Here is a 16,234-nt window from a genome sequence, read left to right on the forward strand (position 1 = left end):
TTGGTATCCTTAAAAAGTTACATTTAAATTAAAACCGATGTCGCGCGTAGCCGGCATATTAAAAGCATCAACACCCGATAGGCCATTACCTGTAGACATGGTTAACTCTGGGTCATATGGTGCCTTTTTATAGAAATAGAGCAGATTTCTACCGGTTAGCGATAACCTAACATTTTTAAAAGCACTGTTTTTAATAGGGAGGTTGTAACCTAAGGCGGCCTCGCGCATGCGTACTACTGTAGCACTATACATATAAGCGCCTGCCATTGCACCTCTGGCACCAATAGTAGAATAGTAGGTTTTTGGGTCTAAAGTAGTAATGGATTGTCCGGCAGTATTTACTGCATTTACGGTAACACCTCCATTATCCCTTGCCATTCCACTTTCTTTTGATACGCCCATCAAATCCATATAAGCCTGAGTAATGGACATTACTTTGCCCCCAAATTTGCCATCAACTAACAGGCTTAAGCTAAAATTTTTGTAGTTAAATGTATTGCTCCAGCCCGCCTGAAATTTAGGATTAGGATTACCCACATACACCGTTTCCGTTGATTTTAATGGGCGATAAGGTTCGGTAGTGCCGTTTCCAGACAATTTCATCCTTCCTTGGTCATCGTAAACAAAAGTTTGCGCATAAATATCACCATATGAACCTCCTTTTCTTACTATAGAGCTATAACCATAAGTATCGCCAGTTAAAGCAAACTTGGTATTATCTTCCGGATCCCTTACCTCTAAAATTTTGTTTTTGTTAGATGCCCCGTTAATGGAAGTAGTCCAGCTAAAATCATTTCCCGCCAATGCGTTATAGCCTATTATAAACTGATAACCAGCATTTTGGATCTTACCTGCATTATAATATGCTACGCCTACCAGTGATGGTGCTGGTGGTGCATAAGCAAAGTATTGATTAATAGTATTGGTTTTATAATAAGTAAAACTTAAACTTAACTTATCTTTAAAAAACCTGAATTCTGCACCTGTTTCGAAGGTTTTAGTGCGCTCAGGCTTTAAAGTAAATTCTGCACTGTTGGTATTAAAGACTAATGCTCCCTGAGCATTTTGACTATTTAAAAACCGCGTAAGATATGATGGCAATGTATTCCCTACTTCGGTATATGAGCCTCTTATTTTTGCAAAAGATATAAATTCGGGCATCTTGGTCATTTGTGATGGCACAAGTGATAAGCCGACAGAAGGATAATTGTAATATTTATTTGCTGTAAATGCGAGTGTAGAAGACCAATCCTGCCTAAAGGTTGCGGTTAAAAACGCCCAATCTTTGTAAGCTAAATCTAAGTTGGCAAAGGCAGCCTGTAGCTGTGTATGGCTGCGTGAGGCACTACCCGGATTAAGTACAGGAAGTGTGCTCGTGGCACCCGGCGCAATAGTTTGGGCTGCTTGTGCTACGATATTGCTGGCTACGAAATAATCGGGAGTTAATAAATTTCCACCCATAGACATTCCTGTAGCTGAATTATCGGTAATACTGGTACCGATTAAACCTCCGATTTTAAAATCCTGTAAGTTTAACGGTATTTTAAAATTTGCAATCGCATCTGCATACTTTTGGATCTGGGTACTGCTACCAATTGCATAACTTCCATTACCTAGTCCATTCAGGTTAAAATCGGTACCTTGAAACCTTTTGGTTTCCGAATCATCAGTGGTGCGGTCTAAATTCCCCCTAACCTGTAGATTTAACCAATCGGCAAAAGTGTACTTTACGCTACCTGTAATTAAATAACGGTTACGTTTAGTTACGTTGGGCTCGTTATTGAGAATCCACCACGGGTTTTCCTGGTGAAAATCTCCGTTTTTTGTTAACCAAAACTGACGGTTGTAACCCTGTAGTTGCGTATTATGGTAATTTTCTTTGTATGGAGTAATATCTACATTTCGTGGAAAGAGATAAAGAGATAATAAAGGACTTGGATAAACTCCAATTGGAGGTTTGTTATTAACAATCTGGTTGATGTAATTTAAACCTGCATCAACCGATAATTTCCCTTTCAAAAAATTCGCCGTTTCCCTCAGGTTTAAATTATGACGGCTTAGTTTGTTTGTCGGTGTAATACCACTGGCACTAGTATTGGCATACGAAATATATGTTTGTGCTAAATCATTACCGGCAGAAAAATTAAGTGCATTGTTGAAGTTATTTCCATTTTGGAAATATTGATCCAAATGATCGTGACTGGTAGTTGCAGCTGGTCCCCAACTTGTAATGTCGCCTGTGGTTTGTGTAGTTACCGCTCCATAATTATCTTGGAATTTTGGCCTGTAAGCGGTTTGACTTGATTGATAAGACGAGTTAAAGTTAATTTCGGCTTTACCGATTTTTCCTTTTTTAGTGGTAATTAAAATCACGCCATTTTGTGCCTGGCTACCATAAAGTGCTGAAGCAGATGCCCCTTCTAAAATAGAGATACTGGCTATATCTTCTGGATTAAGGTTAGAAATGCCATCACCGCCATCACTTACACCACTGCCATAAATATCAGTTGGCTGACTGCCCCGGGCATTTAACATCGGCACACCATCTATTACGTATAAAGGCTGGTTATTGCCATTTACAGAGCGATTGCCACGCAAGGTCACTTTAGCAGAACCACCCACACCAGAGGTGCTTGAAGAAATGGTCACCCCTGCAGCTTTACCACTTAAGGAATTGATAAAATTATTTTGTTTAACCGTAGTTAAATCTTCTGACTTTAAGGTCTGAACATTATAAGATAGTGATTTTGAAGCGCGCTCTACCCCTAAGGCAGTAACCACAACATCATCTAACTTCTGCTCAGCAGGAATTAGAGTAATTGCAGCCGACCCAATGCCTCCAGCAGTTAATTCTTTAGTCTGATAACCGATATAGCTTATGACTAAAACCGCAGCATCATCTTTTACATTAATGACAAATTCGCCGGTTCCGGTAGTAGAAGTTACATTCTTTGTGCCCTTTTCAGCTACGGTCACCCCAGGTATGGGCTGCCCCTTTTCATCTACTATTTTTCCTTTTATTGGAATTTCGATTATTTTGACTAGCTGATTTGCAGTTATAATTTCTTTCACTTTTAAAAAAACAGCATGGTCTTCAACCTTGTAGGCTATAGGTTGATTAGAAAAACAGAGTGCCAGAACTTCTTCTATGCTTGCATTTTTAACATTAATGGTTACGGGATTTGCATTTTTTAAAATTTTATTATTATATAAAAAATCGTAGCCACTTTGAGCTCTGATGGCATACATAATCTGGCGTAAGGAAGCCTGGTTTTTATTGAGTGTAATTTTTTGTGCAAATGTTGATGCGCTTACCTGCATAATTACCGTCGTGAGCAAAAAAGCAATTAATTTCATAACCCGCAAGATTTTTTGTTGGGTAGGGCGGTTGCATCCATCCCTAGATTGTAAGTATAAATTCATAAATTTGAATTGTTGGGTTTAGTTGAAAATGGTTCAAGTCATTTTTTATTCCGGATTTCCGGAAAGGGTAATCCCAGCGTAAGGTTGAAGGTGTTAGCGCACTTTCAACCATTTTTTGGCACTACCGTGTCAAGTATTAATTCGTCACGATAACCCTCCTTCCTTCTATCTTAAAGTGCACATCGCCATTATATTCAAGCATTTTTAAAATCGCAGAAATATTTCTGGATCTCGAAATTCTGCCAGAGAAAGTAAGATCACTGGATGGTTTTACCTGGTACACCACTTCAACATTATACCATCTGGCAATCTTGCTCATAATGGTTTCAAGATTTTCATTGAACTGAAAGTCGCCATTCTTCCAGGCTATGGCTTCTTCTACATCTACATAATCTGATAGGCTGATTCCATTAGAACTAGCCACAGCCTGTTGCCCGGGCTTTAATAATTGAGATTGCCTGTTATTAAAAATCTTAACAGAACCCTCCAGCAGTGTGGTTTTGATTATTTCTTCATCAGCATAGGCCATAATGTTAAAATGAGTTCCTAAAACCTCAACCACCTGCCCTCTGCTTTCTACCTTAAAAGGCATTTTTTTATTGTGTGCAACTTCAAAATAAGCCTCACCTGATATTTTTACCTTTCTCTGGTTTCCGTTAAATTTAGTTGGATAGGTAATACTCGACTGCGCATTTAGCCAAACTTTGGTTTGATCGGGCAAGATGACCTGCCATTGCCCACCTATGGGTACAGATAAGGTATTAAACGAGGAAGGGCTACCGTTGCTTGTTGTCTTCGAAAAATCGTAAACCAACTGTCCATCTGCTGTTTTGGTAATTTTAATTCCACCCTCAGCAGCTACTAGCCCATTATTTGCTTTGGTTAAACTAATTTTTTTGCCATTTGCCAAGGTTAGGGTAGCTTGATTACGACCAGGGCCAATATCTTTTGTGTAAGTACTTTTAACTTGAGTATTGCTTTGTTTGATCCAATAAAAGCCTATACCCATCGCTACAGCAAGAATCGCGGCTGTGCCGACTTTTAGCCATACAGATAATAATTTCCGTCGTTTTGGCTCATTGGCATTTTGTTGCGAAAGTTGATTGTTTAATTTTTCAAATTGTGCTTCAGCTTCTATGTTACCAATGTGATCGCGGAGAAGCAACACTGTTTTTTTTAACTCAACGATTTCATTTTTGTCGTTTGGATGATCGGAAACCCATTTCTCCCAATATTCTGTATCTGCCAAATTAGTATTCAGGCAATAGTTGATAAAGCGTTGATCTTGGATCAGATTCTGGAGATCTTGTTGCTGCATTTTCTATTTGGTTTCCACAATAGAGCAACAACCATTAATTTTTCACTACTGTTTTATAAAAAAAATGAAAAATAGTATAGAAATGGCCATTAGCGCTAAATAAATTTCATTTAAATGTTCTTTACCTATTGCTATTTTAAGCTTATCCAATGCTTTATACATGGTATTGTAAGCTGTATTTATAGAAATTTGGTTGGCAGCGGCAATTTCTTCATAACTCAGGCCCAAATAGAACTTTTGGTAGATCAGAGATTTTTGCTTGGTTGGGAGCTGGCCTATAAATTTATGTAAGATATCGCTTAAATGTTGCTGGTTACTTTTTATGATGTATTCTTCTTCAACAGAAGGCAATGATTTTAAATCAGAGAACTCGTCATAGGATAAGCATTCTGCCAGAGGAATTTCTTTTTTATAGAGTTTCCTTAAGAAAACCGTAATCAAATAATTATGATGGTTATCGATATGGCCTAATTTTTTCCGATTTTCCCAAACAGATAAAAAAAGTTCGTTTAAAACATCTTTGGTTCTGCTTGTAGAAAACCCTTTTTTTAATGCAATATAAGTTAGATAATGATAATAATGGAGATATATTTTTTTGAAAGCCGTTGTATCGCATTCGGCAATAAAAACTGTCCAATGAGGTTTTAACGCGCTCCCATGCAATGTATTTCTGTTTTGATTCATTTGGTCGATCTAATATATTGAAAAATTTCGCCAATAGACTTCCAAAAGTTAAAACCTTTTTCAATTTATGTCGTTCGCTCCTAAAAACAGGATCAATTTAAATAATGAAGCGCTAGGGCAGTAAGGTATAGCCATGATCTGAAAGCGCCTTTGTCAAACAAGATCGGGCATTGGAGCCAAAGTTTCGGATTTTTCTCAAATCCTGTAACCGGTACTTTGTTACAAAAAATGAAACGGTTATTTTATCAGAAGTTCCAAATGGTATCTTTCCGTACTTGATCTCTGCATCTAAAAATAAACTCAGGACATTAAACAGCCTGATGGAATTAACGTTTTGCAGCACATCCAGCAGCAGGGTTTCAGCCTGATCGAGAATATCAGTATCAATCGGCGTTTCAGAATCGGAAAAGTCACTTTGCAACTGTTTGCTAAAACGTAATACAATATCCAATGCATCCAGGTACTCCCTGTACTTTATTTTATCACCGGGCTTGTTCATTCGATCCATCTATATTTTTTTAAAGAACTCAGAAAATTTTAGACTGTTAGCTAGAAGCATATGCAGATCAGATAGTGTTTCGGCAAACAAATTTTTTCATGTTCTTTAGTGGTTTTCTAGTTAAGTTTTGGTTTAAAAATATTTATTAATGTGTTTAAAATCTATATGGCTTTATTGCAATGCGTGAACGGTTTAAAGACCTTGTGATCATTTTGCAATTAATCTGCTCGTTTTAAACGTGATTCGATAGCGAAGTTGCAGCGTATGAATTTATTATTTCAACCAATACGAAATGCGCTACAATTCAGCTATAAATCCAACTCAACATAAATTTCACTTCATTTCTTTCCTTAATGTTCTACAGACAACTTTTTTTTAAGCACCTATGCCCTCCATTATTCCAATATCATTATGACGGTTATGCTAACTGGTACTCTCATCATAAAATTAATATCTTTCGTAATGAACTCTTTCCCATTAGATTAAAACTTAAAGCCAAGATCAAACTTCACCCGCCCCACCATTTGACGAACACATCAATTAGGATGCTTTCGATGAGCTTGTCATTGATCTGAATTTTCCCTCAACTGCAAATGGCCTCAATAAATTGAGTAACTAAAAGCTCAAAAAATGCTCAAGATATTCGGATTTCATTCTAAAAATCAAAAGCCCTAGATAGTTCCTCTAGGGGCTTTTGACACAATTAGCGTCCATCTTTCTCTTGATGGCAGTTTAAGAAGGATAATTTATTACCGAATCATTCTTCCACGACATAACTTTATCGTTGGTGCTCTTAAAACTTCATACCTAAAAACAACTCAAATTCTCCGTTGGTATAACTAGATAATGGGGCATTGATCTGGGCATTGTGATAAAAGTTAAAAGTGTAGTTTTTCATAAAATCAGCACCCACGCCAAAACCCAGCGTTCCTGAGCTTCGATATACACCCATCAGTTTAACCTGCTTTTGTACGAAGCTGTATTGCAGGGCGGCATCCCATATATCGCTGGAATTTTTTAATCCTCTGAAGACAAATTTTGGTTCAATTTGACTTCCAGCGACCTGAAATTTGTAACTAGTAGTAATATAAAACGTATTTACACTTTCAACAGCCTTTTGCCGCTGCCAAAAGGTATTGCGCAAATTGGGAAATGCGGCTTCGAATTCGAAGTTCTTAATGGTAATTCCTGTTCCAAAATCGCTATCAAAATAGGCAGCCCTTTGATTATACATGGCAATCAGTGGGTCGCTGGCATCTCCTCTAACATCACCAGCTGATAGACGTTGAGCGACTAAACCGCTGGAAAGACCAAAATGAAGCTCGATTCCATTTCCGTTTAAAGGGATATGATAAGAATAGGTTGCCATTGCTTTAAAATTTCTCTGCAAGCCTGCCCTATCCGATATTAAATTTAAGCCAATACCTGTTTTATTACCCCGCCACTCGCCGGTAATTTGCTGTACAGTAGGCGCTCCATCAACTGATGTCCATTGAGAGCGGTGACTGAGCCCCAACATCCACCCGTTTGTTATACCCGCCATCGCCGGATTTGCCAGGTATCTATCAGTATAATATTGTGCATTAAATGTACCCGTTTGAGCCTTAAGAGTTACTGTGGCAAATAATATAACCACTATTATAGCTACAAAGTGCTTTATATATTTTAATTTTTGCTTATTCATCATTTTTAATTTTACTGTTTGTTATTTGCCAGGATGATTTCGAACAAGAGTCATGAAACCTTTTTGTTTCAGCTTTCCTTTTCCAAAGTCGATTACATAATAGTAGGTTGCTTCGGCCAGCAAATTGCCATTCGAAGTGCCAGCCCAACTGTTATCGTAATTCCTTTTTGTATATACTATTCTACCAGCACGATCGAATATGGTAACCTGATTATCCGGATAAGCGTCTATATTTTCCACTTTCCATACATCATTGTGCCCATCACCATTTGGCGTAATCAGATTTGTAGCAGACAGCGTGGCATAATCATCCACCACCTCGACAGTAAGTGATACCGATTTTGCGCAGCCAAGTGCATTAACTGCCATGACTGTGTAGGTGGTTGTTTTTAATGGCCTAACTTCAAGCATCTGTGTAGTACTCGTACTAGTGAAACCATCCGTGCCCGACCAGTTATATTTTTCTCCTCCCTTTGCTGTTAGTATTATCGATTCGCCCTTACTTATCTTTAGTTTAGATGCGTTAAGGGTAACATTGGGCAATGGATTTATTTTCAGCTCACCAGGTAGGTAAATAAAACTGTAATTATCGGCCTCAGCGTCTTTAGGTGTTAAAACATAAGTACCTGCAGGCGATGAACTGTTTGCTAGAGTTGACACGCTTGCCTTAGTTTTTATAACGTCCTGTTTATCATTCAACTTGAATCCTGAATAGCTCACCGTAAAAGCTGGCAAATGTGTATTTTCGCAAATTTGGATATTGTCTGAAGTTGCGGTTAACATCGCTTTTTCAATGCTGAGTGGGGCTGATCGATAAATGATATTATAATTTTCGCCCGCGGTTAAGTTGCCCGCTTCAATAGCATAATTACCTGTATTTTCTCCCAATGTTCTAACTAAAGTACCTGAGATAGCGTCACTACCTAACAATCCTATGCTTGAATAATTAAATTGAGGATCGGCCTCTCCATAAGTTTTGACCTTTGCATTTGCAGTTATGGTAAGGTTTGCTTTTGATATGATCAGTTTACCTGCCCGATAAGTAATTGCATAATTATTGGCTGAGTAACCCGTAGCCTCTATAAGATAGCTTCCAGCATCTTTCGCTCCCATCGCACTACCGCCATAAGTTAAGGTGCCTTGCAGGTTGTGACTATTTTCGCCGTTCACAAAACCATCATAGCTTATGCCATTACCATCCGTATAGGCTATGCCGTCATAGGTTTTATTAAAATCGTTTGCAGTTACCGTTAATGCTTTTTGATCTACCCGAACCTGAAATGAAACAGGTGCAGCGGCAGCATAATTGGCATTTCCTACGTCACCAGCAGTAATGGTAGCTGTACCTGTACCTATCAAGCTTACCTGCCCATTAACATCAACAGTGGCTACATTTGTATTGCTGCTTTGGTAAGTGGCATTTAAACCTGAACTAGATTTGGCAGATGCATCGATACGAGCATCACCATAAGTTTTAATGACTAAACCACCAGCCGTTTGTGTGTTAAAAGCCAACGTATTTGTCGTAGTTTGACTGATCAGCAATTTCCCATCAACATAGCTAATGTTGTAATTGGCCGATGAAAGCCCGCCGGGCGTAATGGCATAATTCCCTACATCGCTTGCGCCTTGCGAATTGCCTCCGTAGCTAAGCATCCCCCTTAGCACATTGGCATCTTCACCATTTGCAAAGCCATTGTAGCTTACACCATTACCACCCGTATAGGCTATGCCGTCATAAATTTTATTAAAATCGTTCGCACTTACCGTTAATGCTTTTTGATCAACCTGAACCTGAAAAGAAACAGGCGCGGCGGCAGCATAATTGGCATTCCCTGCTTCATCAGCAGTAATGGTAGCTGTACCTGCACCTATCAGGCTTACCTGTCCATTAACATCAACAGTTGCTACAGCAGTATTGCTGCTTTGATAATTGGCCTTTAAACCTGAGCTAGATTTGGCAGAAGCATCAATACCAGCATCGCCATAAGTTTTTGTAACTACACTTCCCGCTGATTGCGTATTAAAAGCTAATGTATTTGCAGTATTCTGGCTGATCAGTAATTTACCATCAACATAGTTGATATTGTAATTGGCCGACGAAAGCCCGCCAGGTGTAATGGCATAATTCCCTACATCGCTTGCCCCCTGTGAAGTACCTTCATAACTAACTATCCCTTTTAGTACTTGGGCATCTTCTCCATTTGCAAAGCCATTGTAGCTTACGCCATTACCACCCGTATAGGCTATGCCGTCATAAATTTTATTAAAATCGTTCGCACTTATCGTTAATGCTTTTTGATCAACCTGAACCTGAAAAGAAACAGGAGCCGCAGCAGCATAATTGGCATTCCCTGCTTCGTTGGCCGTAATGGTTGCTGTACCTGCACCTATCAGGCTTACCTGTCCATTAACATCAACAGTTGCCACAGCGGTATTGCTGCTTTGGTAAGTGGCGTTTAAACCAGAGCTAGATTTTGCAGAAGCATCAATACCAGCATCGCCATAAGTTTTTGTAACTACACTTCCAGCTGATTGCGTATTAAAAGCCAATGTATTTGCAGTATTCTGGCTGATCAGTAATTTACCATCAACATAGTTGATATTGTAATTGGCCGACGAAAGCCCGCCAGGTGTAATGGCATAATTCCCTACATCGCTTGCCCCCTGTGAAGTACCTTCATAACTAACTATCCCTTTTAGTACTTGGGCATCTTCTCCATTTGCAAAGCCATTGTAGCTTACGCCATTACCACCCGTATAGGCTATGCCGTCATAGGTTTTATTAAAATCGTTTGCACTCACCGTTAATGCTTTTTGATCTACCTGAACCTGAAAAGAAACAGGAGCAGCAGCAGCATAATTGGCATTTCCTGCTTCATTGGCCGTAATGATGGCTGTACCTGCACTAAGCAAGCTTACCTGCCCGTTAACATCAACAATTGCCACAGCGGTATTGCTGCTTTGGTAAGTGGCGTTTAAACCTGAAGTCGCTTTTACCGATGCGTCCAAACCTGCATCACCATAAGTTTTTGCAACTACACCGCCTGCCGTTTGTGTGTTAAAAGCCAACGTATTTGTCGTATTTTGACTGATCAGCAATTTCCCATCAACATAGTTGATATTGTAATTGGCCGACGAAAGCCCGCCGGGCGTAATGGCATAATTCCCTACAACGCTTGCGCCTTGCGAATTGCCTCCGTAGCTAAGCATCCCCCTTAGCACATTGGCATCTTCCCCATTTGCAAAGCCATTGTAGCTTACACCATTACCACCCGTATAGGCTATGCCATCATAGGTTTTATTAAAATCGTTAGCACTTACCGTTAACGCTTTTTGATCAACCTGAACCTGAAAAGAAACAGGAGCCGCAGCAGCATAATTGGCATTCCCTGCTTCGTTGGCCGTAATGGTTGCTGTACCTGCACCTATCAGGCTTACCTGTCCATTAACATCAACAGTTGCCACAGCGGTATTGCTGCTTTGGTAAGTGGCGTTTAAACCAGAGCTAGATTTTGCAGAAGCATCAATACCAGCATCGCCATAAGTTTTTGTAACTACACTTCCAGCTGATTGCGTATTAAAAGCCAATGTATTTGCAGTATTCTGGCTGATCAGTAATTTACCATCAACATAGTTGATATTGTAATTGACCGACGAAAGCCCGCCAGGTGTAATGGCATAATTCCCTACATCGCTTGCCCCCTGTGAAGTACCTTCATAACTAACTATCCCTTTTAGTACTTGGGCATCTTCTCCATTTGCAAAGCCATTGTAGCTTACGCCATTACCACCCGTATAGGCTATGCCGTCATAGGTTTTATTGAAATCGTTTGCACTTACCGTTAATGCTTTTTGATCTACCTGAACCTGAAAAGAAACAGGAGCCGCAGCAGCATAATTGGCATTCCCTGCTTCGTTGGCCGTAATGGTTGCTGTACCTGCACCTATCAGGCTTACCTGCCCGTTAACATTAACAGTTGCCACAGCAGTATTGCTGCTTTGATAAGTGGCATTCAAACCTGAACTAGATTTGGCAGAAGCATCTATACCGGCATCTCCATAAGTTTTTGTGACTACACTTCCCGCTGATTGCGTATTAAAAGCTAATGTATTTGCAGTATTCTGGCTAATCAGCAATTTACCATCAATATAGCTAATGTTATAATTGGCTGATGAAAGCCCGCCGGGCGTAATGGCATAATTCCCTACATCGCTTGCCCCCTGTGAAGTACCTCCATAACTAATTATCCCACTTAGTACTTGGGCATCTTCTCCATTAGCAAAGCCATTGTAGCTTACGCCATTACCACCCGTATAGGCTATGCCATCATAGGTTTTATTAAAATCGTTTGCACTTACCGTTAACGCTTTTTGAGCTACCTGGACCTCAAAAGAAACAGGAGCAGCAGCAGCATAATTGGCATTTCCTGCTTCATTGGCCGTAATGATGGCTGTACCTGCACCAAGCAAGCTTACCTGCCCGTTAACATCAACAGTTGCCACAGCGGTATTGCTGCTTTGGTAAGTGGCGTTTAAACCTGAAGTCGCTTTTACTGATGCGTCCAAACCTGCATCACCGTAAGTTTTTGCAACTACACCGCCTGCTGATTGCGTGTAAAAGGATAATGTATTTGTAGTGCTTTGGCTGATCAGCAATTTCCCATCAACATAGTTGATGTTGTAATTGGCTGATGAAAGTCCGCCAGGCGTAATGGCATAATTCCCTACATTGTTTGCACCTTGCGAGGTACCTCCATAAGTAAGTGTACCGGTAAGTACAGTAGCATCATCACCAATTGCAAAACCATTATAGCTTGCCCCGTTTCCTCCAGTGAAAGCCATGCCATCGTAGGCTTTACTAAAATCATTTGCGCTAATGGTTAGAGCAGCCTTTTTAATAATAGCACGTGAACTGATAAGATCGCTATTATTTGCAATCTTGTAATTGTTGGCATGTGCGCCAGCAAGCTGTATATTCGAAATAGACAATGTAGCCGTTTTATCCGTACCCACATCTTTACTATCATATTCAATTTCATTACTGCTTAATGCTAATTGAACATCGTCACTGTTAATCAGATCCCCATTTGCGAGTGTTAAATCTGTATTTTGAATGCTGCCTTTTGTATTTCCATCGTAAATTTTTGTTAAAACAGCATCAGGCTTCAAATCAACATTTACGGACTTTTTGTTAATGCTAAGTTTGAAAATAACATCAGTTGCGAGTAAGTATGCAGCGTTTCCTGACTGACTGGCTGTAACATTGACAATCCCTGCCTTTTTAATTTCTATTTTCCATTTATTGCCATCTGCAACATCCTGAAATGCTTCTGCAATGGTATTATCTGACGAAGCATAACTGATTGCTAAGCCAGAACTTGCGCTTGCGATTGGTATAAATGGTGCCTCACCATAGGTTTTGTCCTGATCGTTGGCGGTAATGCTTTGTGTCTGCTTTTTGAATTCATAAGCACCTAAATCAATTGTTGTTTCTTCTATACGGGCATTTTCATTCAGGTCTTTGGAATCGGAATTAGAATTTTGATACAAAGTGTTATCCCCTGCATTTACAGCCAAACTGCCGGGTTGTAATGTCAAATCATCATCTTCTGTTCCTGCTGTATTATCTACACCGTCTGCATCGGTAAACGTAGGGTCTTGGTTTTGCAAGTTTGTGCTAACATCATCTAAAGTAGCATTGGCAGCTAGTGGAGCCGTATATTGGAGAATAGCGTTTTTAAAACTTACTCTTTGTTTAGGGCTTAAGTCAAATAAATTATTACCATTATTGAACGCAATAGAGTTGACAACATTAATCTGATAGTCGAACTCAAATAAGCCACCAAAACTACTTGATCCGGCTAAAAAAGAACCAGTTGATGCTTGATTGTTGGTAAAGCTGCAATTAATGAAGTTAGAAAGACGTTCTCCGTTTACAAATACGCCTGACAAATAGGCTACTCCACCTTTACCGGCTGATGAATTACCAGAAAAAATACTATTAGTAACGCTTACTTTCGTGGATATTATCGCTCCGCCTACATCTGCAGCATTATTACCTATAAATTTACAATTGTTAATGGTTTGATCACCTACCCTGGCAAGAATTGCGCCTCCTGAGCTATTTTTTGCACTATTACCAATAAAATTACATCTTGTGAAAAGTATATCTCCCGTTTCGTTTAAGTATGCCCCACCACCAGAAGCCAGGTTATTTTTAAATAACACATTATACATTTCTGTATTGCTCCCAAAGTTATAAATAGCACCACCAAGTTCTGCCTGGTTGGCTTGAAAATTCATATTTCTTATTTTGGGTGCTCCCTTTAAAAGATACAGCCCGCTACCATAGCTCAGGTTTACCTCTTTAGCGTTGATAGCTATTTTAGTGTTTAGATTAGCATTTCCACCAGTAACTGTAAAACCATCTATAATACCAGTACCAGCATCATCTACTGAAATGATTACATTGTAGGCGTTTTCACCATTATTGGCAATACTGAGGTTTTTCCCTGTGCCACTCAACACGTCATCGTCACTAAAGTCGCCTGTTAATGTACTTTTATTGGCTAAAATGCTTAAATTACGCTCGGCGAGTGTAGCTTCAGTTCCGGCAAAGCCTCCGTACAACTTTACATCCTTAACCAGCAAAAAACTGTTATTTCTACCTGATGGAATACCGGCAGTATTATCTGTAGGACCATAAAGAGGTTTGTACAGCCCTCCCGCTACCCAAATTTCTTTTATGGTACCAGGCGCAACAGCATTTTGGTATTTTGCAGCATATAACGCGTCGGCCACCTCGGGAGTAGCATTTGCCCAACTGCTACCATTCATATTACCTGTGCCATTTTGCTTCACATATGCAATTCCATTGGCATCAGGAATGATTAATTTTGGTTGTTTTTGCGTTTCATAGGCACCCAAATCAATACTGCTTTCCATGATACGGTTCTTTCCTGCAAGATCCGTAGATGGCCAGTTGGCATTCTGATACAAAGCAGTGTTACCTGCATTAGAAGCTGGGCTAAGGGGTTTTAATGATAAATCATCATCTTCAGTTCCTGCAACATTGTCTGCTCCATCAGCGTCTGTAAAGGCTGGGTCCTGATTGAGCATGGCCGTAGTTGCTGCATCAAAAGTAAAATTAGATGGTTTTGCACCAGGCTGTCGCAGCATGCAAAACTGGAAATTACCAAGTCGCTGTATGCCCAGATTAACATCATCGCGAATAATGCTATTGATAAAATCTACCTTATATCTATAACTGCGAACTAAGCTTTGACTCCAGCTAACTGCGGCACCTAATGGTGATTCATTATTGTTAAAGCCGCAATTTATAAATGTAGAGGTAATGTCCTTTTGTTCAAATCTCATAGACAAATACACTGCCCCACCTTCTACTGTGCCGGTATTCCCCGTAAAAATACTACCTATGGCATATGCTGTTTCAACACCGAGTGCTCCTCCGTAGTTTGCGGAGTTACCTGCAAATGTGCAGTTTTGCATATATTGCGTACCAACTAAAGAACCAATTGCGCCACCGTTACCACCTAAAGCATTATTACCTATAAATTTACAATTGGTAAATATATTTACAGTTGCTTTATTATAAAATGCCCCACCACTTGCTGCCAGATTGTTTTTAAATAATATTTTATCACTTGTTAAACGACCTACACAATGTATTGCTCCACCAGTCGATGAGGCACTATTACCATAGAACACAATATTACTAAGTGCTATACCATTAGCACCTGAACTATAATAGAGCCCCCCACCAAGATTTTGAAAAAGTTGAATCCTCGTTACGTAGATTTGGGCACTTCCGTTGGCATTTCCACCCGTAACATGAAAACCATCCATGACCGCAGTGCTTGCAGCGTTTAGATAGGTAAGTACGTGGTAGGCATTTTCTCCACTATTGGTTATACTTAGATTATCACCAGATCCACTTACCACATCATCACCATTAATATCTCCCGATAAAATGGTTTTATGAGCCATATTGCTCAAATCTCTTTGGGCAAGTGCTGATTCTGTACCCGCAAAGCTTCCGAATAGTTTTACATCTTTTAGCAGAAAAAAACTGTTATTTCTACCATCGGGGTTACCAAAATTATTATCTGCAGGGCTATACAAGGGCTTATAAGTTCCGCCAGCCACCCAAACTTCCTTAACCGTGCCAGGCGCAACAAGATTAAGATTTCTTGCTGCCACCAATGCATCCGCAAGTTCCTTCGCGGCATTAGGCCAACTGCTCCCACTGAAATCGCCGGCTGCATTTTGGTTTACATAGATGATGCCAGATGCATCTGGCGTAATTACAATGGCTTTAGCCTTAATGGCAGGCTTTACAAAAACCTGTTTCTTTTTATTTTGGGAATTAATTGCCGGTACGCTTCCGGGAAATATGCTGGCACTCAATATTGCAGGCATTATGAGCAGCAATATCCAGCCTAATTTCCTCCAGTGCCAGCCAAAATGTTTACTGGGTAACTTTTTTTTCATGTGCAGTTAATTTAAATATTTGCGAAAGTGTTATCATTCCCCTAGGCACTAAGCACCACCGCTAAAAGCGATGGCGCAGCGAATAAAACGGAACGAGATCGTATTTTTAGAT

At 39.8% G+C, this 16,234-nt stretch carries 6 protein-coding genes; all 6 read right to left on the minus strand.

Annotation, left to right across the window (positions count from 1 at the left end):
- Positions 1 to 9 precede the first annotated feature (9 nt).
- Positions 10 to 3,357 (minus strand): SusC/RagA family TonB-linked outer membrane protein, encoded by a 3,348-nt coding sequence (locus AC07YT_RS13870; protein WP_494945367.1) that lies wholly within the window; start codon positions 3,355 to 3,357, stop codon positions 10 to 12.
- A 202-nt stretch (positions 3,358 to 3,559) separates the two neighbouring features.
- A complete protein-coding gene (locus AC07YT_RS13875) occupies positions 3,560 to 4,741 on the minus strand; it encodes a FecR family protein (protein WP_086546929.1) in 1,182 nt (393 codons plus the stop codon).
- A gap of 45 nt (positions 4,742 to 4,786) precedes the next feature.
- Entirely contained in the window at positions 4,787 to 5,425 is a 639-nt protein-coding gene (locus tag AC07YT_RS13880; RefSeq protein ID WP_086546930.1) for an RNA polymerase sigma factor, read from the minus strand.
- Between the two features lie 112 nt (positions 5,426 to 5,537).
- Positions 5,538 to 5,924, minus strand: coding sequence for a hypothetical protein (locus AC07YT_RS13885; protein WP_086546931.1), 387 nt, complete (start codon positions 5,922 to 5,924; stop codon positions 5,538 to 5,540).
- A gap of 793 nt (positions 5,925 to 6,717) precedes the next feature.
- Positions 6,718 to 7,611: a PorP/SprF family type IX secretion system membrane protein gene (locus AC07YT_RS13890; RefSeq protein WP_086546932.1), complete on the minus strand. Its 894-nt coding sequence runs from the start codon at positions 7,609 to 7,611 to the stop codon at positions 6,718 to 6,720.
- A gap of 18 nt (positions 7,612 to 7,629) precedes the next feature.
- On the minus strand, positions 7,630 to 16,122 hold the full coding sequence (locus AC07YT_RS13895; RefSeq protein ID WP_086546933.1) for an MBG domain-containing protein: 8,493 nt from the start codon (positions 16,120 to 16,122) through the stop codon (positions 7,630 to 7,632).
- Positions 16,123 to 16,234: the final 112 nt, after the last annotated feature.

It is taken from the genome of Pedobacter sp. GW460-11-11-14-TSB4 (genome assembly GCF_059423705.1).